We start from the raw sequence: 22,185 nt of genomic DNA on the forward strand, positions 1-22,185 counted from the left end.
TCGAACGTCACCGCCACAACCGGGACAGGCAGCGATCAAGCATCACGAGCACAGCGCATTCACGCTCATCCATGAGCCCCAGTCGGGCAAGCACAGTCAAGCAGAACGCACCGGCGCTTTCAACGGCGCGCTCTCTGCCCGAAGGTCATGCAAGCCCCCACCCACGAAACCTGAAGAAACCTACAGCATCTCCAGCGGCCGCTTGCTGCGCGGCGCCTTGAAGTAAGCGTCGATGGCCGCGCATTCCTCAGCACTCAATTTCAATTCCATTGCCCGATGATTGTCGCGCACGTGCTCGACACTGCCGGCCTTCGGAATCGCAAACACTTCGGGCTGTCGCAGCACCCACGCCAGTGCGATCTGGAACACGGAAACGCCGCGTGCATCGGCGATGTCGTCGAGCGGCGAGCGCTTCGGCAAGCGCGCGTGATCCACGGGGCTATAGGCCATCGCCGGCATGTCCCTCGCACGCAGCCACGGCAGCAGATCGAACTCCGGACCACGCCGCGCGACGTTGTAGAGAATCTGGTTGGTCGCGCACGCGTCGCCGCCCGGCACGCTCATCAGTTCTTCCATGTCCGCGGCGTCGAAATTGCTGACACCCCAATGACGGATCTTGCCTGCGCGGCGCAGCGTCTCGAAGGCTTCGACCGTTTCCCTGAGCGGCACCGAACCGCGCCAGTGCAGTAGATACAGATCGAGCCGGTCGGTCTTCAGGCGTCGCAAGCTGCGCTCGCAGGCCGCCTGTACGCCGCGCCGGTCGGCATTGTGCGGGTACACCTTGCTGACGAGGAACACCTGCTCTCGCAATCCGGCGAGTGCTTCGCCCAGCAATGATTCGGTGGCGCCATCGCCGTACATTTCAGCGGTGTCGATCAGCGTCATGCCGAGTTCGACGCCCGCGCGCAGTGCCGCGATCTCGGCCGCACGGCGTGCCGGCTGTTCGCCCATCTCCCAGGTGCCCTGGCCCAGCTTCGGAATGCGCTCGCCGTCGGGCAAGCTCACGGTGGCGATGTCGGTCGTCATGGTTTCTCCTTCGGGTTCGAACAATCAGTGGCCGAGGACCGGGTCGCATGAGGCCGCATGGAGCGAGCGCATTGCATTGAACCGGTCATCAAAGGCAAACTGCAGTCTGCACGACCAGTTTATCCGCCAGACGAATATCGAATTGGCCACCAGGCAAAAGCCCGCTATAACGCAGCGCGCCAATGTCATAGAATTGCCCCCTGCCCTTCTTGCGTCTGCCACATGAACTCTGCCTCGGAAGACCGTTGGCGCGATCTGCGTCCGGACCCGCAAAACGATACGCCGCTTTATCTGCAACTTGCTCGCAAGCTCGGCAACGCGATACATGAAAACCGTTGGAACGCGGGCGAGGCGCTGCCCTCGGAACGGGTGTTGTCGGAAGCGCTCGGCGTGTCGCGCATTACCGCACGAAAGGCCATCGCACTGCTGGTCGAACAGGGTTTGATTCGCCGTACGCAGGGCGCGGGCAGCTTCATCACGCCGCGCTATGAAGACCCGCTCTCGCGGCTCACGAGCTTCAGCGAGATGCTGCGGCGGCGTGGCTTCAGTCCGAGTTCGCAATGGATCGCACGTGAGATTTTGCCGGCCAATCGCGACGAAGTGATCCAGTTGGGCTTGTCGCCGGCAGCGGCGGTGACGCGCTTGCGGCGTCTGCGGCTCGCGGACGGCATCGTGATGGCGGTAGAGAATTCGACCTTTCCGGCGGCCCTGATTCCGGACCCGCAGGCCATCGGGGATTCGCTGTACACCTACCTCGAACAACGTGGGCTGGGCATCGTGCGCGCCCTGCAGCATTTCCGCGCCGTCAACGCGAGCGACGAGATCGCGCAACAGATGAGCATTGCGCCCAACGACGCGCTGCTGCTGATCACGCGCGTCGGCTACACCGCGGACCAACGCGCGATCGAATTGACCGACACGTATTGCCGCAACGATTACTACGACTTCGTCGCCGAGTTGCGCAAATAGACGCGGGCGCGACGCAGTCCTGGCGCAGGTAAAACCCCACGCCAATCACGACGCCGCGTCACTCCCACTCAGCGCTGTCCGTACCGATCGGCACAGGAGGCCGCCCATAAAACGGCGGCGTCTCCGACATGCGTTCGGCCGGCGATGTGCCGCGTATCACGCCGAACGGCGACACGACGCTTTCCAGACAATCCTGCACGTCCGCGTAGGTGACCTCGGGCGCACGCCAGCCGTTCTCGATCTGCCCCATTGACTGTAGCCAGCGTCCGGTTTGCGCAAGCGACACCCGCACGTGCCAGCTGCCGCCTTCGGTCGCACGGCGCGCCAGCGCGACCATTGCGCCGAACGCGGCGAGGTACCCGGTTGCGTGATCGAGCGCCTGACAGGGCAGATGCTTTGGCCCATCATTCTGCGCCGCCTGGCTTTCGGTCCACGCAATGCCGCTCGCGGATTGCACGAGGCTGTCGAAGCCGCGCCGCTGCGCCCACGGTCCCATGTGCCCGTAAGCGGACACCGACACGTACACGATGCCGGGCCGAATCTGCGCCAGCGCCTCGGGTCCAAAGCCACGCGCTGCCAGTGCACCTGGCCGGTAGGCTTGCAGAAACACATCCGTCCCGGCCACGAGTTCGCGCAGACGCTCACGTCCCGCGTCGTCGCGCAGATCGAGTGTGGCGGAGCGTTTGCCGCGCCCGTTGTCGATCACCAGCGGCGCAATATTGGGCAGATGCGGTCCATTGATCATCAGCACCTCGGCGCCGTGCTGCGCCAGCGCGCGTCCCGCAACAGGCCCCGCGATGATGCGCGACAGGTCCAGCACGCGTGCGCCCGCCAGCAGCCGGTCCGCGCCGCCGCGCCCCGCCGGCTCAGGTGGCGCGTCGCCGATGCGGATGATTTCGAACAGCGGCAGATTGGCGATCGCTTTAGCCTGCTCGTGCGCGGCCCACTCGCGCGGCGAGCGGATCAGCGCTGCGCACAGGCCCGCTTCGGCGAGCGTCTGGTCCAGCTTCGCACCGTCCCACTGCCTGATCGCCTCGGCCACCGCCGCGCGATCGTTCGCGCAGTTCAGCACCTTCAGGACACCCGCCAGATGATGCGGAAAGTTGGTGTGCAACTGAATCCACCGGCCATCGCGCGTTTCATAGAAGCCCATCACAGGGTCACGCAGCGCGGGCGGCGGACCGTCGTCGATCCGCAAATAACGTTCGCTGCGAAACGCCGCCAGCGCGCGCCGCATCTCCACGTCCACCCGCTGACGGCAACCTGTGCGGAGTCGAAAGCATTCGGCAGCGGCCAATGCGGCCGCGCCGATGGTGGCCGTGGCCAGCGTGCCGACCCGATACACCGAAGGCAAACCGGGATCGTCACCGGGCAGCGAGACCGAATCGAGCGCGGCGGGATCGCAGCCCGCTGCGGTCCAGAGATGATCGAGAGCAAGAAGGGGCGTCATGGGCAAAGGGCGTGGCATTTCGTTCAAGGGCAACGCTGCGGAACATCGCGGCAAGCTACGGCCGCAGCGCTGGGCAAACCACTGAGCAAACCATTGGGCAGCTTTTGGTCACGCCCCAAGTCTAGATTTATGCCCCAGCCCGATCAATCTTGATTAACATAATCAATATATATTGATTTCTCAGGTTTTCTCGCGCGCTTATACCTCGCTTATACCCATGTCCACTCACCTCACCGCCACCGAGGCCGCCGCCCTGCTCGGCATCAGCGTGCCCACCCTGTATGCCTACGTGAGCCGCGGCATGCTCGCTTCTTCGCCAGATGCGCATGGCAAGCATCGTCTTTACGACGCAGGCGAAGTGCGTCGGCTCGCGCGCCGCAAGGCCGATGGCAAGCGTGCCGGCAAAGTGGCGCAGAAGGTGCTGGACTGGGGCGTCCCGGTGCTCGAATCGTCCATCACCTTGATTGCCGATGGCCGTCTGCTGTATCGCGGGCACGATGCGATCGAACTGGCGCGCGCGGCTTCGCTGGAAGATGTCGCCGCGTTGTTGTGGGAGTGCAGCGCGCGGCGCATCGCGGAGGCGCCCAGTGCGCCGCTCGGCATGGCGCAATGGGCCGCGTGGCTGAAGCTGTGGGGCGACAGCACGCCACTCGACCGCGCCCTCGTGCTGTTGCCGGCCGCTGCCGCGCAGATGCCACGCGTCTGGGCGCAAGGCCGTGACGCGCAGCTCGATACGGCGTGCGGTGTCATGCGGCTGCTGGCTGCGGCGATGATGTCCGCGGCGCCATCGAACGATCCGCTGCATCGCCAACTCGCGGCTGCGTGGGGCGTGCGCAACCGTCAGCAAACCGGCGTGCTGCGCGCCGCTTTGGTGGCCTGCGCGGATCACGAACTGAACGCCTCGACCTTCACGGTACGCTGCATCACCTCCACAGGCACCCATCTGTTTGGCGCAGTGGCGGGAGGTCTCGCGGCCCTTTCCGGACCGCGTCATGGTGGCGAAACGGCGCGCGTCGCCGCGTTGCTCGACGAAGCGGCCCGCTCGCCGGATCTGGATCGCTACCTTGCCACGCGTCTCGCCCATCACGAGGACGGCCGCTATGGCGCGGTGTTGCCGGGCTTCGGGCATCCGCTGTATCCGCAGGGCGATCCGCGCGCCCGTCTGCTACTGGAGATGTTGCTGGAGAGCGCGCCGGCCCGCTCACCGATGACAGAAATCCACGCGCTGGCGCGCGCGGTGCACGATACGACCGGCGCCGAGCCGACTGTCGACTTCGCGCTCGCGGCCATCGAACGCGTGCTCGGCTTGCCTGCCGGCGCCGCGTTCACGTTGTTCGCTGCGGGGCGGGTGGTGGGCTGGATCGCTCACGCAATGGAGCAAAGCGCAGACGGACGTTTGATCCGCCCACGGGCAAGGTATATCGGTGAAGTGGAAGCGGCGCGCTGAAGGTGTGAAGCAAAAGCACCCACAGGCGCCCGCTGCCCGCTTCAAATGGTCTGCCACCACCGCGGCATCCAGCTCCACGGCGTGGTCCGTCTCGTCTTCACCGCTGGCCGCTCATATGCCCCGCCGCTCGCGAACGCCAGCGAGAGCCGCGCACCGCGCTGCCCCGCGCTCACCCATGCCGTCGCCCCACGGCTCAATTCGAAGGTGTCACCAGCGGTCAGCCAGTAGTCCTGCGCATCACCCTCTACCGTGAGCCAAAGCTCGCCGGCCATCACCTGCAAGACGAGCGGCTGCGTGACACGCCAGGCGGCGGCAGGTTCGCCGTGTTCGAGTTCAAAAGTCCGGATTTCACGCATCGCACTGCTCCTTGAAAGGCTTTGCTGGTGATCCGATTATTGCCGTGCGATGATGTCTCTCCCATGCACACTTCCGGACAGTTATCGCGGAACTGTGCAGTTGAAAAAGCTGACAGTTGCGAGACGCTGCGTCTCGCGTCGCGGAGCGCACCGCCCCATGAAACTCGACATTGACCTCGACCGCGAGAACGGCGTGCCGCTCACCGAGCAGATCGTGAGCGGCGTCACCGCGTGGATTCGCTCGCGCGCGGCCCACCCGGGCGCCAAGCTGCCGTCCATCCGCCAGTTCGCGACGGACTACGGCGTGAGCCGCTTCCCGGTGATCGAAGCCTACGACCGGCTGGTCTCACTCGGCTATCTGGACTCGCGCCACGGCTCGGGCTTCTACGTGTCCGAACGGCAGCGCGGCATGACGGGCGGCCAGGGCACCTCGGACCCGCGCCGCGCGGAAGAAGAAGCGGTGCATATTCTTCAGCAGTTCAATCACCCGGGCGAGAGCCTCAAACTCGGCAGCGGCTTCATTCCGGAAGCGTGGCGCGACATGGACAGTCTCGGCCAGGCCATCCGCCATGTGTCGCGAACGGACAGTGCCAGCCTGATCGATTACGCCACCCAGCTCGGCAATCCCACGTTACGCGAACATCTGCAAGGCCGCATCGCGCAACTCGGCATCGAAGCCGAGGCGTCCCAGCTATTGATCACCAACGGTGCGAGCCAGGCGCTGGATCTGCTGATGCGCTACATGCTGAAGGCCGGCGATACGATGTTCGTCGAGGACCCCGGTTACTACAATCTGTACGGACTCCTGAAGCTGCACGGCGTGAACCTGGTCGGCATTCCGCGCACCCGCCAGGGTCCCGATCTCGACGTGCTGCAGGCGCAGTTGCGGCAGCATCGGCCGAAGCTGTTTTTCATCAACACGGTGTTTCATAACCCGACCGGTTCCACCGTTGCGCCGCAAGTGGCCTTTCGCCTGCTGCAACTCGCGCGCGAACACGGCTTCAGGATCGTCGAGGACGATATCTACGCCGACTTCCAGACCGACCTCACCGATCGCCTCGCCACCCTCGACCAGCTCGAAAACGTCATCTATATCGGTGGGCTCTCGAAGACGCTGTCGTCGTCGCTGCGCATCGGTTACGTGGTCGCGGATCGCGCCATCATCAAGGATCTCGCGGACATCAAGATGCTGACGAGCATCGGCGGTTCGCGCTTTGCCGAGGCCGTTGCCGTTGCGCTGCTCGAACGCGGCACCTACCGCAAATATCTGGAACGGCTGCGCAGACGCATGCGCGATGCGCTCGGCGCGACGGTCCAGGCGCTCGAGGCAAATGGCTGGGAAGTCTTCGAACGGCCGCTTGGCGGCAAGTTCGTATGGGCACGCCTGCCGCAGGTGAGCGACTCGGCGCGGCTCGTCGAGTTCGGCGCGCCGCTCGGCGTGACAGTCGCGCCCGGCAGCTACTTCCGGCCCAATGCCGAGGTGAGTCCGTGGATCCGCATCAACGCGGCCTACGCCGGTGACCCGCGCGCACTGGCCTTTTTCGAGGCGGCGGCGCGACTCGAATCCTGAACGCACGGCGCGCTGGATTTACCTAGAATGGAGCCTCCCCAGCCGTCCGGTGCGCGCGAGCAGCCGATCTCCATGTCCAATCCACCGACCGCCGCTTCAGCAACGCCTGCCACTCCCGCGCAACCTTCCGAGCGCGCCCTCATCGTGATGCTGTGGCTGGTCGCCACGGGCTTCTTCATGCAGACGCTCGATTCGACCATCGTCAACACGGCATTGCCCGCTATGGCGACGAGTCTCGGCGAATTGCCGTTGCGCATGCAGTCCGTGGTGATCGCCTACTCGTTGACGATGGCCGTCATGATCCCGGTATCCGGCTGGCTCGCGGACAAGCTCGGCACGCGCAAGGTGTTTTTCAGCGCCATCCTCGTGTTTACGATCGGCTCGCTGCTGTGTGCGAATGCGCAGACGCTCGATCAACTGGTCGTCTACCGCGTAATTCAGGGCGTGGGCGGCGCCATGTTGCTGCCGGTGGGACGGCTCGCCGTGCTGCGCACGTTTCCTGCCGAACGCTACCTGCCGGCGCTCGCCTTCGTGGCCATTCCGGGTTTGATCGGGCCGCTGCTCGGTCCGACTCTGGGCGGCTGGCTGATCAAGATTGCCTCGTGGCACTGGATCTTTCTCATCAACGTGCCGGTGGGCGTGATTGGCTGCGTGACCACCTTCATTTTCATGCGCGACAGTCGCAATCCGGACACCGCGAAGTTCGATCTGAAGGGCTATCTGCTGCTGGTGGTCGGTATGGTGGCGATCTCGTTCGCGCTCGACGGACGCACCGAACTCGGCATCCAGCAAGCCACCGTGCTAGTGCTGCTGATCCTGAGTCTCGCGTGCTTCGTCGCCTACGGACTGCACGCGGTGCGCGAACCGCATCCGCTCTTCTCGCTCGATCTGTTCAAGATCCATACCTTCAGCGTAGGACTGCTCGGCAATCTGTTCGCGCGCATTGGCAGCGGCGCGATGCCGTATCTGATTCCGCTGCTGTTGCAGGTGAGTCTTGGTTATAGCGCCTTCGAAGCGGGCCTGATGATGCTGCCGGTCGCCGCCGCCGGCATGACCTCCAAACGTCTCGCCACCACGCTGATCACGCGCTACGGTTATCGGCGTGTACTCGTGACCAACACGGTACTGGTCGGCCTCGCCATGACGAGCTTCGCGCTGACGAGCGCAGGACAACCGCTGTGGCTGCGCCTCGTCCAACTGGCGTTCTTTGGCGCGGTGAACTCCATGCAGTTCACCGCGATGAACACGCTCACGCTCAAGGACCTGGGCACCGGCGGCGCGAGTAGCGGCAACAGCCTGTTTTCGCTGGTGCAGATGCTTTCGATGAGTCTCGGCGTCACCGTGGCGGGCGCCCTGCTCGCCACCTTCACCGGTCTGATTCACAAGGTCACCGCCGCCAACACGCTGCCCGCGTTTCACGCGACCTTTCTGTGCGTGGGCATCATCACCGCCTGCTCCTCGTGGATCTTTGCGCAGCTCTCCCCTGATATCCGCCGCGCCGTGAAGAAAACCGATCCGTCGGAACGGACCTGAAAACGCCCTGACAGCGCGAACCATTTGATCCGCAAATGCGGTGCGGCGCGCACCACGGCTGTGCGAGCCGTAGCCGGGGCGCGCTTCCCGGCGCACAATGAGGCGGCAAGCCACGCTGCCTGCCGTACTACCCAGTGCGCGAAGTCCGAATCCGACCTGCGCATGGTTCTTGCTCGGTTTCATGCTTACCTATCCTGTAAACTGGCGCTTCACGCGCGCGTTATCGACGCAGCGCGGACCCTATACACACGACTGACACATGATGAGCATGATCGAACTCGATCCCCCCGGCTTCCAGCCACCACGCCCCGTGGCGGGTGACGACGGCTCGCGGCGCACCGTCCTGTACGGCGGCTACACGGTGTTCAGCGTGTTTCAGCCGGTATTTTCGGTGTCGCACCGGCGCGCGATCGGCTATCACGCGTCGCTGCGTGCGCGCGACGAACGCGGCCAGCAGGTGCCGTCCCATGAAGTTTTCACGCAGGCTGCGCGACGCGGCGATCTGCTCGAACTGGGGCGGCTTGCCGAATCGCTGCATCTCGGTAACTTCAATGCGTTCGACAGCCACGACGAATGGCTCTTTCTGAGCCTGCATCCCGCCGCGTTGATGGATACCAGCTACGGCGACGCGCTGCTGGCCGGTCTGAAGGCGCTCGGCCTGCCGCCGCAGCGGGTGGTGCTCGAAGTGTCGGAGCAGGCCGGCGGCGAAACCACGCGTTTCGCGGAAATCGTGGACGCGTTGCGTAAATCGGGCTTTCTGATCGCGCTGGATGGCTTTGGCGCCAAGCATTCGAATATCGACCGCGTGTGGAATCTGCGGCCCGACATCGTCACGCTGGACCGCTGCATCCTGGCCCAAGCCAGCGAACACTCGCATATCGAACGCGTGTTGCCGGGCCTCGTGTCGTTGCTGCACGAGTCGGGGCAACTGGTGCTGATGGGCGGCCTCTCCACGGAGCGCGACGCGCTGATCGCGCTCGAATGCAATGTCGATTTCGTGCAGGGCGCCTATTTCGCCGGCCCGAGCGTCGAACCCGTGCAGCCGCAAGTGGCGGCTGGACTGATGGACGCGCTCTCCGCCGCGCTGCGCGAGCGCGTGGCCTGCCGCGAACGGGCACAGTCCACCCGTCTCGCGCCGTATCTGGCCGCGCTCGAAGCCGCGAGCGCGCAGCTCGTGGCGGGCGAATCGGTCGCCCAGGCCACGGCGCCGTTGCTCGCGCTCGGCGAAACGGCGCGCTGTTTCGTGCTGGATGGGTCGGGGCGGCAGATCGGCGACAACGTGCTGCCGTCCGGTCGCGCGTCGCAGCGCGCCAAGCGTTTCCGGCCGCTGCTGCATTCGGAAGGCGCGAGCTGGGAGCGCCGGCCGTATTTCATCGGCGCGATGCGCACGCCGGGGCGCGTGCATGTGACGCCGCCGTATCTGTCGATCAACGAAGCGCACCTGTGCGTGACCGCTTCGATCGCCGCGGAGACGCCGCACGGGATGCAGGTGCTATGCGTCGATATCAACTGGGAAGTTGCCGCACATCGCAACTAGAGCGCGCGGCGTCCGCCGGCTCACGCCCATGAGCAGCCGCCGGACCGCTGACAGTCCGTAGATGCGATTGGCGGCCATCAGATACGTGCCATTCGTGATGAGGCGCAGCGCCGTCATCTGGCCCGCGCGCTGTGTCACATCAAGGAGCGCAACGATCTCGCCGTCACGCAGGAGCGCCACGCCCTGCGCACCGTCGAGCCACATCGGCTCGGCACGATCCACCTGCGCCTCGGCATAGAACGAAGCCAGCATGGCCACCGTTTCATGCGGGGTTGTTGCCGCGACGGGCTCAGTAATGGATTTATTAGCGGGCTCAACAACAGGCTCATTAACAGGCCGGCTGAGCGGCTCCGGCAGATCCGTGACGACTTGCGGCGCGTCGCCGAACAGCGCCAACAATCCCACCGTATCCCGTTCTTCCAGCGCCGTGCGCAGTCGCTCGACCAGTCGGGCATGCGCGGCGGGCTCAGGGCGCTGCAACGGCTCGCCCGCCCGCTGCAACCGCTCCTTCGCGCGATGGACGATCTGCCTGCACGATGCCGGCGTGCGGTCCAGAATGCGTGCGATCTCCGCGTAGTCGCAATCGAAACCTTCGTGCAGCACGAAGGCCGCCCGCTCATCGGGCTTGAGACGCTCGAGCATTAGCATCAAACCGTACGACATCTGCGACGAACGTAGCGCCAGCTCTTCCGCGGATGGCGCCGTCTCGTCGAGCCACCACTCCGGCAACCAGGGCGCGGTCTGCGTCGCGCGCTCGCGTTGCAGATGCCGCAAGCGGTCGATGGCCGCGCGCGTCGTGATCGTGGTCAGCCACGCCAGCGGCGTGTGGACCTCACGCGTGTCCGCGGCGTGCCATTTCAGCCAGACGTCCTGCATCACGTCTTCGGCTTCCGCACGACTGCCGAGCATCCGGTAGGCGAGCGCGAGCAGCCTGGCGCGCGCCGCTTCGAATGTGGATGCGTTGTCGGTTTCCTGTTCCCTCATGCGTGCTGCTCCCAGAAACGTAAATGCGGCAGAGTGCTTCGATCAAACGCGGCGTGCGCAGGTGTTGCACGCGGCCCGGCTCGCATCTTCCAGGCAGAAACCTGCCCGGCGTCAGAGTAAAACCCGCGCCCTCTCCAACCAGACGTTCGAGCCACCCATGTTGTGACAGGTGCGCCCAAAAATTCTTCTGTCACGCGGCGGTTCGCGCGCTCGTCATAGGGGCAATGGCATCAATGCCGCGTTGCGTGACGCGGCGCCATTCGATCTCTCCCCGCCACCACTTTCCGAACGCGAGACGCGCATGTACGCCAATCATTCCTCCATCACCGGCCTCGGCCTCGTTCCCACCGTCGTCGAACAGTCCGGGCGCGGCGAGCGCGCCTATGACATCTACTCGCGCCTGTTGCGAGAACGGATCGTGTTCCTGGTGGGGCCGGTCAACGAACAGTCGGCGAGCGTGATCGTCGCCCAGCTGCTGTTCCTTGAATCCGAGAATCCCGACAAGGATATTTCGTTTTATATTAACTCGCCCGGCGGCTCGGTCTACGATGGCCTTGCCATCTACGACACCATGCAGTTCATCAAGCCCGAAGTGTCGACGCTATGCACCGGATTCGCGGCCAGCATGGGCACGTTTCTGCTGAACGCGGGCCAGCGCGGCAAGCGTTATGCACTGCCCAACGCGCGCATCATGATCCATCAGCCCTCCGGCGGCGGTCAGGGCACCGCAGCCGATGTCGAAATCCGCGCGAAAGAGGTGCTGTATCTGCGTCACCGTTTGAACGCCATCACGGCCGAGCGCACCGGCCGCAGCATCGAGCAGGTCGCAAAGGACACCGATCGCGACAATTTCATGTCCGCCGAGGACGCGAAAGAATACGGCCTGATCGACGATGTGCTGCAGACACGGGAGACCATTGGGCAGCAGCGCTAACGCCGAAGCCCGCGCACGCCCGAACACAAAACTGTTAACGGAGGACAGGAATCGCTATCATGGTCGCAATCCGTCTGGTTCGACGGTCGCCTCATTGGAGAATTACATGGCGTCATCCAACGAAACGATCAGCATGGCGCTGTTCTGTGACTTCGAAAACGTCGCCCTCGGCGTGCGCGACGCGAAGTATGAAAAGTTCGATATCAAGCTGGTGCTGGAGCGTCTGTTGCTCAAGGGCAGCATCGTCGTCAAGAAGGCGTATTGCGACTGGGAGCGCTACAAAAGCTTCAAGGGGACCATGCACGAGGCCAATTTCGAGCTGATCGAAATTCCGCACGTGCGTCAGTCGGGCAAAAATTCCGCGGACATCCGGCTCGTGGTCGACGCGCTCGACCTCTGCTACACGAAATCGCACGTCAACACGTTCGTGATCATCAGCGGCGACTCCGACTTCTCGCCGCTTGTCTCGAAGCTGCGCGAAAACGCCAAGCAGGTGATTGGCGTGGGCGTGCAACAGTCCACCTCCGACCTGCTGATCGCCAATTGCGACGAGTTTATTTTCTACGACGATCTGGTGCGCGAAAGTCAGCGTAACGTCGTCAAACGCGAACCTGCACGGCCCGCGACCCAGCAGCAACCCGCGGCCAAACGCGCCCCCGATGAGCCGAAGCGCCCCAAGGAAGATCTGGAAACCCGCAAGACCAAGGCTGTCGAGATTGCCGTGCAAACCTTCGACGCACTCGCCTCAGAGCGCGGCGACAGCGGCAAGATCTGGGCCTCGGTGCTGAAGAACGCCATCAAGCGGCGCAAACCCGATTTCAACGAAACGTATTACGGCTTTCGCGCCTTCGGCAACCTGCTCGAAGAGGCGCAAGCGCGCGGCCTGCTCGAGTTTGGACGCGACGAGAAATCGGGCGCGTATGTGTATCGGAGCACCGCGGTGTCCGTGAGTGAAACCACAAGCGAATCGGCCAGTGAACCGTTGGAAGCGACGCAGGAAAACTCGCCTTCAGACAGCGCCGAGAGAAGCGAAGCGGGCGGCAGCAAGCAGCGCGACTCACGGCGGCGCGGACGCGGCAACCGCAGTGGCTCACGTGAGATGTCCGAGGCGCCGCAGGAGAGCACGCGTGAGGCAGCGGCAGTGCCCGTGCACGAGGACCCCGCGCCAGCCGACGCGCCGCGCGAAATCCCCGTGTATGGCGGCAAAGTCTTCGCAGATGAAGATCACGAAGAAGATCAACTCGTGTTCGTCGCCGAGCAGGACGATCAGACGGCGCTGTTCGCGGCGGAGTCCGAGGCGGGTGAATCCGTCGAAGCGCAGGAGGCGGAAAGCGACACCGCCGATGTCGAGCCTGCGCCAGCCGCCCGGAAAACTCGCACGAGCCGCACGGGACGCACGAGTCGCAAGACCGCCGCGAAGAAAGCACAGCGGGTTGCCGAAACGCCTGCTGCGGAATCCACCGCAGAAAACGTCAGCGCGCAGCAACACGAACCGCAAGCCGAGGTGACGCCGGAAGCACCGGCACCCCGTAAAACGACCGCACGTAAGGCGCCGGCACGTAGTCGCCGGCCGCGTAAGGCAGCGGCCGCTGAAACGGAGTGATCCATTGCGAGCGGTGCGCGAGCGGCATCGGCTTGACGTTCAGCCGCTCAAGCGTGGTACACCAGCGTAACGCGCCATGAATTCGCACCGCTGCGGCGTGCAGGAGAAACCTGAGTAGCAAAGCAAAACGGCGCGTCCCTGGACGCGCCGTTCGCCATCCCCCCACCGCTTGTCCCGCTCAGAAGCGATGCGTCATCCCGATCGTGGCGAGAACCTGCTTCGTTCCCGCTTCGCTCACCGTCACACCCGGCCAGCTGACGGTGGAGCTGCCGTTGTTCTTGATATACCCCGCCCGCACGTAGAAGCTCGTGCGTTTGGAGATCGCATGGTCGGCGCCGATCTGGATGCCCGGTGCGTTGTCATGCGCACCCCGCACATTGCGCTGAATGCCGGCGATTTCAATCGTATCGGCCGCCGTGGCCTGGATGGTCGCACCCAGTTCAGCAATGCTAAGCGAGTGCGCCGTGCCGAGTACCGCTGCCAGCGATCTCGCCGAGGGATCTTGTGCGCGGTTATACGAATAGTTGAACTGGAAGTTCACGATGCCGAGCCGATAGGCCAGCGTGCCGATGAAGTGCTCGGTGCCGAGCAGGCTCAATGCGGTCGGCAAACCCGCGATCGTCTCCTGTCCCGGGTGCTGGTTCACATACGCGAGGCCCGCGTACAGGCCGTAGCCGGTATAGCTCGCGGCCACGTTGAGCATGTTGCCGGTGGTCGCCGGCACCGGCTGCGTCACCGTGGACGAGAACGCGTACATGCCGTAAAGCTGGAAGCCGGCCATGTTCGGCGATTGATAGAGGATCGAATTGCTGGCGCGGCCCGAGTCGTACTGGGTGGACAGCGTCTTGCGGTCTACCGCCAGCACGTCTGCTGAAAACGGCGACAGGACTTCGTTGGCGCGAAACGGATCCGTGGGGTACACCACGCGGAAGCTCGGCTCGTACTGGCGGCCCATACTCAGTGAGCCGTATCTGTCATCGCTCAGGCCAACCCATGCTTGCCGGTAAAAGAGCGTCGACGTATCAGCGAACAGGCTGCCGTTGTTGATGTTGAAGCCCGTTTCGACGTCGAACTGCGCGTTCAGACCGCCGCCCAGATTCTCGTTGCCCTTCAAGCCGAACTGCGAACCGGTTGCACCGCCGCTTCGTTCGGAATACGAATGCGTTCCGCCGTTGTCGAGGTATTGGACGAACGTATCGGCCACACCATACAACGTCACACTCGAATCCGCCGCCATCGCACTGCCGGCAGCGAGCGCCAGTGTGGCCCCGCAAATACCCTGACTGATCAAACGCATGCATGTCTCCTCTTTCTGATAGCCGCTTAAGCGGACTTGATTGCCTTACTGCGATTCCTGCGCCGCGCTCGTCAGCACACCGAATCCTTCCGGTGGACGCGGACATTCGCCTGATTTTTCCCCTGTGGTGTCGCTGGTCAGGTGAACAAATAGAATGGGCGTGCTAATTTGAAGTCAAGTCGCGCCACAAAGCCATTGCATTCTTTTCATGCGGAGCTTGCAGAACGCGCATATACGAGGGTTGTCCCTGATGCGGGGCGGGGGCTGCGCGGCCGGCCTCTGAGCGGAAGGGTCGAGGTCTGCGCGGTATCCGGAGGTAAAAAACGCGGAGCAGAAAGGGGCTGGTTCGACGTTGCGCGTGTTCCGCGAAGTCGGTCACTTCAATGCGTAGGATGCCAAACTAAAAGATCGCCACGACAGACCTGCTTCGACACGGTCATGGCCTGGTCGGCAACAATGCTCGGCAACAAGCAAGCGAGACCGAACCTTCAAAACGTAAAAAAGCCCTCGAAACGAGGGCCTTTTCTCGAGACTGATGCTGTACGGCAGTTGCCGTACATCACTGTCACAGCACCGAAACCTTACGCGAAGTTCTTCGCAGCAAAGTCCCAGTTCACGATGTTCCAGTACGCTTCCACGAACTTCGGACGCGCATTGCGGTAATCGATGTAATAAGCGTGTTCCCACACGTCGATGGTCAGCAGCGCCTTCGCGTCCGTGGTGAGCGGCGTAGCAGCGTTGCTGGTGGAGACGAGGTCGAGCGAGCCGTCGGCCTTCTTCACGAGCCATGCCCAACCCGAGCCGAACGTGCCGACTGCGGTCTTCGCGAACTCTTCCTTGAACTTGTCGAACGAACCCCACTTCGCGTTGATGGCGTCAGCCAGCGCGCCCTTCGGTGCACCGCCACCTTGCGGCGACAGGCTGTTCCAGAAGAACGTGTGATTCCACACTTGCGCAGCGTTGTTGAAGATACCGCCCGATGCCTTCTTGACGATTTCTTCAAGCGACAGGTTCTCGAACTCCGTGCCCTTGATCAGATTGTTCAGGTTGGTCACATAGGTCTGATGGTGCTTGCCATAGTGATACTCGAGCGTCTCTTCCGACATGTTCGGAGCGAGGGCATTTTTCGCAAACGGCAGCGGCGGGAGCGTATGTTCCATGGTGCTTTCCTTCTATCTGTTTGTGGGGGAGTCAGTCTGCGGGATAACGCTGTAGAGCACTCGATTGTAGGCGAGTTGGAATAACCCCGCAAACGACCGGCCATTATGTCCGGCATCGTCAAAAGCCTTGATGACGGACGCCATCAACGAGTGCGCAAACGCTGTGCCACGCCGCCGCAAATGGCGCGCGCGGCAGGTTCACACAAGTGTCAGAAACCGTCCGCGAGACGCGCTTGCACGTCGGCCAACGTGATATCTGCAGCCCCTTCCGCGAGATGCACGGTCAGGCGGCGCCCCGGCTTCAATGATGCCGGCGCACGCACCGCACGACCATTCTGCGCATCGAGCAACGCGGCATAGCCACGTTCGAGCGTGCGCTGCGGGCTCAGCACCTCGAGACGTGCCGCGAGCGACGCGACACGCGCCGTCTGCCGCTCGTGCTGTCGCAACACCGCGCTGTCCAGACGCTGGGCAAGCGCATCCACGGCGGTGCGATGCGCGACGAGGTCCGGACGCCAGCGTTGCCAGCGCATCTGTAGCAGCGAAAACCGCGCTCGGGCGTCGCGCGCAGGACGTGCTCCCGCCGACGCGAGCCGCACGCTCAACTGCTGCAAATGCGTACGTTGCCGCGCGAGCCGCTCGGCAGGCGAGACGAGACGGCGCGCCAGCCAGTCGAGTTGCTGCGCGCGGCGCTCCATCATGCGGCCAAAGCCGCGCGCCAGCGTGGCGTGCCGGTGGTCGAGATCGCGCAATAGCAAAACGCGTTGCGGGCTGACCAGCTCGGCGGCACCGGTCGGCGTGGGCGCCCGTACGTCGGCAGCGAAATCGGCAATCGTGAAGTCGGTTTCGTGACCGACACCGCTCACTACCGGCACGCGGCTCTCCGCGATGGCGCGCGCCAGCACTTCTTCGTTGAAGGCCCACAAATCTTCAATCGAGCCGCCGCCGCGGCATACGATCAGCACGTCCACCTCGCGCCGCGCGTTGGCTGCCTCGACCATCGCCGCGAGCTTTGCACTCACACCCACACCCTGCACCGGCGCCGGGTAGACGATTACTGGAATATGCGGCGCACGGCGCTGCAATGTGGTCAGCACGTCGCGCAACGCGGCGGCTTGCAACGAGGTGACGATACCGATCGCGCGCGGATGCGTCGGCAGTGTCCGCTTGCGCTCGACGGCGAACAGCCCTTCCGCTTCGAGCTGCGCCTTGAGTTTCAGGAACGCTTCGTAAAGCCGCCCTTGTCCGGTGCGGCGCACCGCTTCGACATTCAGTTGGAGTTCGCCGCGCGGCTCGTACATCGTCACCAGCGCGCGCACTTCGATGCGGTCGCCTTCGCGCGGCGTGAACTCGGCGTGTTGCGCGCGTCCACGGAACATCACGCAGCGCATTTGCGCCTGGCTATCCTTGATCGAGAAGTACCAGTGACCGCTCGCGGCGCGCGTGAAGTTCGACACCTCACCGGCCACCCAGACGAGCGGAAACGAGCGTTCCAGCATCGAGCCAATGGCCCGGTTGAGCGCGGAAACGGGTACGACGACTTCGCCACCTGAGGTGGCCGGGGACGAGAAAGGACTATCGGATGGCATGCAAGGGCAGAGAAAGGACGAGTGGCGCGAACGAAATATAGGCCGGACAGACGATAGACCGACCGGCCATCTGCGTCCAGCGAGTTGCACAAATTGTCAAAAGTGTCCACATGACGGGATCAATCTCGGGAGACCCAGCCGAATGGCTCGCAGAACCTCATAAGTCCGATGCAACATGTTGATTTGTATGGATTTTATATCTCGTTAATATGAATGCCTGCCGACAGGACCCGCTCGGCGCGGACCTTTCAGCCTTGGCGACGGCAGCTTTTCCACAAAGTTATCCACAGGCTGATCCGCAGACAAACGCCAGTTTTTCGCCCCGGCCAGCCAGTTGGCGACTTGCCGTTGATGACGCTGGCGCGCTAGAGTGCCGGGTTTCAAGGGCATCACGAGCGTTGCCCCGCCCCGTTCATCTTGCCCGGAGAAACGCGTTGATTTTCGCTACCTGCTGCGCCCCGTGCATCGTGTTGTCTGGATCCATGCGTGAAGCCGCCGGGGGAGCCCTGCTGCCGTCGCGGCTCAGCGCGGCGGCGTTCGCTGCATGAGCGAAGCCACCCGCCCGCTCGAAGCGCGCATTGCGCGCGAATGGCAACAGCGCGGTCCATTCGCGTGGGCCTTGCTGCCATTCGCCGGCATCTTCGCCGCCATCGCGGCCGCACGGCGCGCCGCGTTTTCGTTTGGCTGGCTGAAATCGGTGCGCGTCGGCGTGCCGGTCGTCGTGGTCGGCAATGTCACGGTGGGTGGAACGGGCAAGACGCCTACTGTCATCGCGCTGGTGGAAGCGCTGCGCGCGGCAGGGTTCCAGCCGGGTGTCGTCTCGCGGGGTTACGGCGCGCGCATCGTGCGACCCACGGCGGTCACCGCCGCATCGTCGCCGCGCGCCGCCGGCGACGAGCCGTTGCTGATTGCGCGCCGCACCGGCGCCCCCGTCTGGGTCTCGCCGGACCGCGTGGCAGCCGCACAGGCGCTGTGCGCGGCGCATCGCGATGTGGATGTGATCGTCAGCGACGACGGGTTGCAGCACTACCGCCTCGCGCGCGATGCTGAACTGGTCGTGTTCGACGACCGTCTGGGCGGCAACGGCTTTCTGCTGCCGGCCGGCCCGTTGCGTGAGCCGCTGTCGCGCCGCCGTGACGCGACGCTTATCAACAACCCCTATGAACGCACGCTGCCGCCCTGGCCCAACACCTTCGCGCTGCAACTGACGCCTGGCGACGCGTGGCATCTGGGCAATCCGCAATTGCGCCGTCCGCTGGCGCAATTCGGCGGTGACCGCGTGATGGCCGCAGCCGGTATCGGCGCCCCCGAGCGCTTCTTCGCCACCCTGCGCGCCGCCGGCCTGAACCCGGCAACCCGCGCCCTGCCCGATCATTACGCGTTCACCAGCAATCCCTTTACGGATGTGGATGCCGATGCCATCCTGATCACCGAAAAGGATGCGGTAAAATTAGGGTCCTGGCACGATGCACGCATCTGGGTTGTCCCGGTTGAAGCTGCGCTGGATCATCGCCTCATTGAATTAGTCGTGGAGAAAGTCCGTGGACGCTCGCCTGCTTGAAATTCTCGTCTGCCCGATCTGCAAGGGCCCGCTTAGCTACGATCGTCCCGCGCAGGAACTGATCTGCAACGCGGACAAGCTCGCGTATCCCATCCGCGACGGCATCCCGGTCATGCTGGTGGACGAAGCGCGTCAAACGGTCGAAGGTACGCCGGTCGAGCCGCTGAATCCGGCAACGGGCGCCTGATACCGGCCGGCCGCAGCCGGTCGTCCGCTGCCTCAAGACCGTTTGCAGCAGGTACGTCACTCGCCCCAACCCGCTCTCTTTCGGCACACACTGCCGCGCGCTGTGTGCCCTCTTCCGCTCTTGCCGCCGCTCCGACGATGATCCCAACCACCGCTACCTCCACGCCGCCCTTCATTGCCGTCGTGCCCGCCCGGCTCGCTTCCACGCGTCTGCCCAACAAGCCACTCGCCGATATTGGCGGCAAGCCGATGGTGGTACGCGTCGCGGAACGCGCGCTGGCTTCGGGCGCGCAGCACGTGCTGATCGCCTCGGATGCGCAGTCGGTCATCGACGTCGCGCGTGAGCACGGCATCCAGGGCGTCATGACGCGCCCCGATCATCCCTCCGGCACCGACCGTCTCGCGGAAGTGGCGGCGCAATTCGCGTGGAGCGATGACACGATCGTGGTGAATGTGCAAGGGGACGAGCCGCTCATCGACCCCGATCTGGTGTGCGGCGTAGCGTCGCACCTTGCCGCCAATCCGGGTTGTGCAATGGCCACTGCCGCGCATCCCATCACGGACCCGGCCGAAGTGTTCAATCCCAACGTGGTCAAGGTCGTACTCGATGCGCGCGGGGTGGCGCTGTACTTTTCGCGTGCGCCGATTCCCTGGGCGCGCGACGCCTGGCAGACGCATTGGCCGGACATCGCGTCCATGCCCGCACCGCCCGCCCCCGCGACGGTCTACCGGCACATCGGTTTGTATGCATACCGCGCCAAGTTTCTGCGCACCTACCCGAGCCTGACGCAGTCGCCTATCGAGCAGACCGAGGCGCTCGAGCAACTGCGCGCCATGTGGCATGGCGAGCGCATTGCGGTCCTCGTCACTGCGCACGCGCCGATGCCGGGCGTCGACACGCCCGCGGATCTCGCGCGCGTACAGGCTTTATTCGGTCCGTCGGCGTAAAAACCCGTGGCATAATCAAATGGCCGTGCGCATCATCTGCTGTATTCGTTTGCCAGGGTTTGCCCCCAGTTGTCCCACCGCTCCCTTTGCAGCGCCGTCGTCTTCGACGAGCCGCGCGAGGTATGGCGCGGGCCATTCGAAGCGGGCCCCTTTGCTGAGCGCGCAGATGTCCTTCGTCGCAACGCGCAAGAATTCACATAGTTCTGGAGATATCACATGCGTTTGATCCTGTTGGGTGCCCCCGGGGCTGGTAAGGGCACTCAGGCCACCTTCATCAAAGAAAAATTCGGCATTCCGCAAATCTCCACAGGCGACATGCTGCGTGCAGCGGTCAAGGCGGGCTCGCCGCTCGGCGTCGAAGCAAAGCGTTTCATGGATGCCGGCGAACTCGTGCCGGACGAATTGATCATCAACCTGGTGAAAGAGCGTCTGCAGGACTGCGATTGCGAAAACGGCTATCTGTTCGACGGTTTTCCGCGCACGCTGCCGCAAGCTGAAGCGATGAAACAGGCCGGCGTGGCAATCGACTACGTGCTGGAAATCGACGTGCCGTTCGACGAGATCATCGTGCGCATGAGCGGGCGCCGCGTGCACGCCGCTTCGGGTCGCACGTACCACGTCAAGTTCAATCCGCCGAAAGTCGAGAATGTCGACGACGTCACGGGTGAACCGCTCATCCAGCGTGAAGACGACAAGGAAGAAACGGTCAGGAAACGTCTCGACGTCTATGTCGCGCAGACGAAGCCGCTCATCGAGTACTACAACACGTGGGCCAAAAACGGTGATGCGTCGAGCAGCCTGAAGGCGCCGCAATACCGTGCCATCTCCGGTCTCGGCACCGTGGACGAAATCCGCACGCGGGTGTTCGACGCACTGAAGTAACGCGCTCGAATCTCGTTTGCATCTCGCGCTTGCGTCTGCTCGATACGAACCCGCCCAATTGGGCGGGTTTTTATTTGGGGCTACGAGTTTTGACGCTTCAGCATTGTGATGATCGAATCGCACAAAGCTGACAGGCCACGCCTGATAATTAGTTATCCGTAAGATGCCCAAGCCTGCCTTTACGCGGCGTACGCTCGTTCACTTTCCACCCCTTTCGCTTTCCGCGCTGCAGCATAGCCGCTACAATCGACTATCGAAAAGATATTCGATCACGACGATTATTGAACTGGAGTGAAGGAGAAGACAGATGGAAATTCGTGACAACGTATTCCTTATCACGGGCGGTGCGTCGGGTCTTGGCGCAGCTACCGCGCGCATGTTCGCGGCGGAAGGCGGCAAGATCGTGGTCGCCGATCTGAACCAGGAAGCCGGCACCGCGCTCGCGCAGGAACTCGGCGGCGTGTTCGTCAAATGTGATGTGAGTCGTGAAGACGATGCCACGCAGGCGGTCGAAGCGGCCACCCAACTCGGCGTGCTGCGCGGCTTGATCAATTGCGCGGGCGTGGCGCCGGCCATCAAGACCGTCGGCAAGGACGGCCCGCATCCGCTCGACGCGTTCACGCGCACCATCTCGATCAATCTGATCGGTACGTTCAACATGATCCGCCTCGCCGCTGCGGCGATGGCGAAGAACGAGCCGAACGCAGGTGGCGAGCGCGGCGTGATCATCAACACGGCCTCCGTGGCGGCCTTCGATGGCCAGATCGGCCAGGCGGCCTACGCGGCTTCGAAGAGCGGCGTGGCAGGCATGACGCTGCCCATCGCACGCGACCTGTCGCGTAACGCGATCCGCGTCATGACGATCGCGCCAGGCATCTTCGAAACGCCGATGTTGCTCGGCATGCCGCAGGAAGTGCAGGACGCTCTCGGCGCGATGGTGCCGTTCCCGCCGCGGCTGGGCAAACCGGTCGAGTATGCGATGCTCGCCAAGCAGATCGTCGACAATCCGATGCTCAACGGCGAAGTGATTCGGCTGGATGGCGCAATCCGCATGCAGCCTAAGTGAGTGGACGCGCCGTGGGTTGAGCCCGGCGCGCAATGCGAAACGCCTGCCGTGCGAATGATGCGCGTGGCAGGCGTTTTTTTGCGGCTG

19 protein-coding genes are annotated in these 22,185 nt (G+C 63.8%); 12 read left to right on the plus strand and 7 right to left on the minus strand.

The genetic code is table 11. The features are described from left to right. Window positions 1-180: 180 nt before the first annotated feature. Window positions 181-1,026: an aldo/keto reductase gene (locus D0B32_RS18420; RefSeq protein WP_117335625.1), complete on the minus strand. Its 846-nt coding sequence runs from the start codon at window positions 1,024-1,026 to the stop codon at window positions 181-183. A gap of 222 nt (window positions 1,027-1,248) precedes the next feature. Here D0B32_RS18420 and D0B32_RS18425 point away from each other — a divergent pair, with 222 nt between their 5' ends. Next, window positions 1,249-1,995: a GntR family transcriptional regulator gene (locus tag D0B32_RS18425; RefSeq protein WP_117335627.1), complete on the plus strand. Its 747-nt coding sequence runs from the start codon at window positions 1,249-1,251 to the stop codon at window positions 1,993-1,995. A gap of 58 nt (window positions 1,996-2,053) precedes the next feature. Here D0B32_RS18425 and D0B32_RS18430 read toward each other — a convergent pair whose 3' ends face one another. After that, a complete protein-coding gene (locus D0B32_RS18430; protein WP_117335629.1) occupies window positions 2,054-3,445 on the minus strand; it encodes a CoA transferase in 1,392 nt (463 codons plus the stop codon). 217 nt (window positions 3,446-3,662) lie between these two features. Here D0B32_RS18430 and D0B32_RS18435 point away from each other — a divergent pair, with 217 nt between their 5' ends. Beyond that, the gene (locus tag D0B32_RS18435; protein ID WP_117335631.1) at window positions 3,663-4,892 is read left to right on the plus strand and encodes a citrate synthase family protein; all 1,230 of its coding nucleotides are present in this window, start codon (window positions 3,663-3,665) and stop codon (window positions 4,890-4,892) included. A 41-nt stretch (window positions 4,893-4,933) separates the two neighbouring features. Here D0B32_RS18435 and D0B32_RS18440 read toward each other — a convergent pair whose 3' ends face one another. Continuing rightward, the gene (locus D0B32_RS18440) at window positions 4,934-5,248 is read right to left on the minus strand and encodes a DUF2917 domain-containing protein (RefSeq protein WP_117335633.1); all 315 of its coding nucleotides are present in this window, start codon (window positions 5,246-5,248) and stop codon (window positions 4,934-4,936) included. Between the two features lie 157 nt (window positions 5,249-5,405). On the opposite strand from D0B32_RS18440, the gene D0B32_RS18445 reads away from it, so the two are divergent. The 3 genes from D0B32_RS18445 (at window position 5,406) to D0B32_RS18455 (ending at window position 9,888) form a co-directional block, all read left to right on the plus strand. After that, window positions 5,406-6,818, plus strand: coding sequence for a PLP-dependent aminotransferase family protein (locus D0B32_RS18445; RefSeq protein ID WP_117335635.1), 1,413 nt, complete (start codon window positions 5,406-5,408; stop codon window positions 6,816-6,818). 72 nt (window positions 6,819-6,890) lie between these two features. Further along, window positions 6,891-8,351 carry a multidrug transporter subunit MdtD gene (mdtD, locus tag D0B32_RS18450; RefSeq protein WP_117335748.1) on the plus strand — a complete coding sequence of 487 codons (1,461 nt, stop codon included), beginning with the start codon at window positions 6,891-6,893 and terminating at the stop codon, window positions 8,349-8,351. Between the two features lie 262 nt (window positions 8,352-8,613). Next, complete coding sequence (locus tag D0B32_RS18455; protein WP_117335749.1) at window positions 8,614-9,888, plus strand: EAL domain-containing protein; 1,275 nt, start codon at window positions 8,614-8,616, stop codon at window positions 9,886-9,888. Here D0B32_RS18455 and D0B32_RS18460 read toward each other — a convergent pair. Continuing rightward, window positions 9,844-10,872: a sigma-70 family RNA polymerase sigma factor gene (locus D0B32_RS18460; RefSeq protein ID WP_117335637.1), complete on the minus strand. Its 1,029-nt coding sequence runs from the start codon at window positions 10,870-10,872 to the stop codon at window positions 9,844-9,846. The genes D0B32_RS18455 and D0B32_RS18460 overlap by 45 nt on opposite strands. Window positions 10,873-11,173: 301 nt before the next feature. Here D0B32_RS18460 and clpP point away from each other — a divergent pair, with 301 nt between their 5' ends. Together clpP and D0B32_RS18470 are read left to right on the plus strand one after the other, a co-directional pair. Beyond that, complete coding sequence (clpP, locus tag D0B32_RS18465; protein ID WP_117335639.1) at window positions 11,174-11,806, plus strand: ATP-dependent Clp endopeptidase proteolytic subunit ClpP; 633 nt, start codon at window positions 11,174-11,176, stop codon at window positions 11,804-11,806. A 106-nt stretch (window positions 11,807-11,912) separates the two neighbouring features. After that, complete coding sequence (locus D0B32_RS18470; protein WP_117335641.1) at window positions 11,913-13,409, plus strand: NYN domain-containing protein; 1,497 nt, start codon at window positions 11,913-11,915, stop codon at window positions 13,407-13,409. A gap of 178 nt (window positions 13,410-13,587) precedes the next feature. On the opposite strand, the gene D0B32_RS18475 is transcribed toward D0B32_RS18470, so the two are convergent. The 3 genes from D0B32_RS18475 to xseA all read right to left on the minus strand — a co-directional run bounded on the left by D0B32_RS18475 (window position 13,588) and on the right by xseA (window position 17,455). Further along, the gene (locus tag D0B32_RS18475; RefSeq protein ID WP_117335643.1) at window positions 13,588-14,706 is read right to left on the minus strand and encodes a porin; all 1,119 of its coding nucleotides are present in this window, start codon (window positions 14,704-14,706) and stop codon (window positions 13,588-13,590) included. Window positions 14,707-15,287: 581 nt separating this feature from the next. Beyond that, window positions 15,288-15,866 (minus strand): superoxide dismutase [Fe], encoded by a 579-nt coding sequence (sodB, locus tag D0B32_RS18480; RefSeq protein WP_117335645.1) that lies wholly within the window; start codon window positions 15,864-15,866, stop codon window positions 15,288-15,290. A gap of 209 nt (window positions 15,867-16,075) precedes the next feature. After that, entirely contained in the window at window positions 16,076-17,455 is a 1,380-nt protein-coding gene (gene xseA, locus D0B32_RS18485) for an exodeoxyribonuclease VII large subunit (RefSeq protein ID WP_117335647.1), read from the minus strand. 544 nt (window positions 17,456-17,999) lie between these two features. On the opposite strand from xseA, the gene lpxK reads away from it, so the two are divergent. From lpxK to D0B32_RS18515, 5 genes are all read left to right on the plus strand, one after another. After that, window positions 18,000-19,016, plus strand: a complete 1,017-nt coding sequence (gene lpxK, locus D0B32_RS18490) for a tetraacyldisaccharide 4'-kinase (RefSeq protein WP_117335649.1) — start codon at window positions 18,000-18,002, stop codon at window positions 19,014-19,016. Then, window positions 18,997-19,203: a Trm112 family protein gene (locus D0B32_RS18495; protein WP_117335651.1), complete on the plus strand. Its 207-nt coding sequence runs from the start codon at window positions 18,997-18,999 to the stop codon at window positions 19,201-19,203. Before lpxK ends, D0B32_RS18495 begins: the two co-directional genes overlap by 20 nt. A 137-nt stretch (window positions 19,204-19,340) precedes the next feature. Continuing rightward, window positions 19,341-20,150: a 3-deoxy-manno-octulosonate cytidylyltransferase gene (gene kdsB, locus D0B32_RS18500; protein ID WP_117335653.1), complete on the plus strand. Its 810-nt coding sequence runs from the start codon at window positions 19,341-19,343 to the stop codon at window positions 20,148-20,150. A gap of 216 nt (window positions 20,151-20,366) precedes the next feature. After that, the gene (gene adk / locus D0B32_RS18510) at window positions 20,367-21,032 is read left to right on the plus strand and encodes an adenylate kinase (protein WP_117335656.1); all 666 of its coding nucleotides are present in this window, start codon (window positions 20,367-20,369) and stop codon (window positions 21,030-21,032) included. A gap of 307 nt (window positions 21,033-21,339) precedes the next feature. Continuing rightward, a complete protein-coding gene (locus D0B32_RS18515) occupies window positions 21,340-22,098 on the plus strand; it encodes a 3-hydroxyacyl-CoA dehydrogenase (RefSeq protein ID WP_117335658.1) in 759 nt (252 codons plus the stop codon). The last annotated feature ends 87 nt before the right edge of the window (window positions 22,099-22,185 follow it).

The sequence above is a fragment of the Paraburkholderia sp. DHOC27 genome (genome assembly GCF_003429005.1).
Lineage (GTDB): Bacteria > Pseudomonadota > Gammaproteobacteria > Burkholderiales > Burkholderiaceae > Paraburkholderia.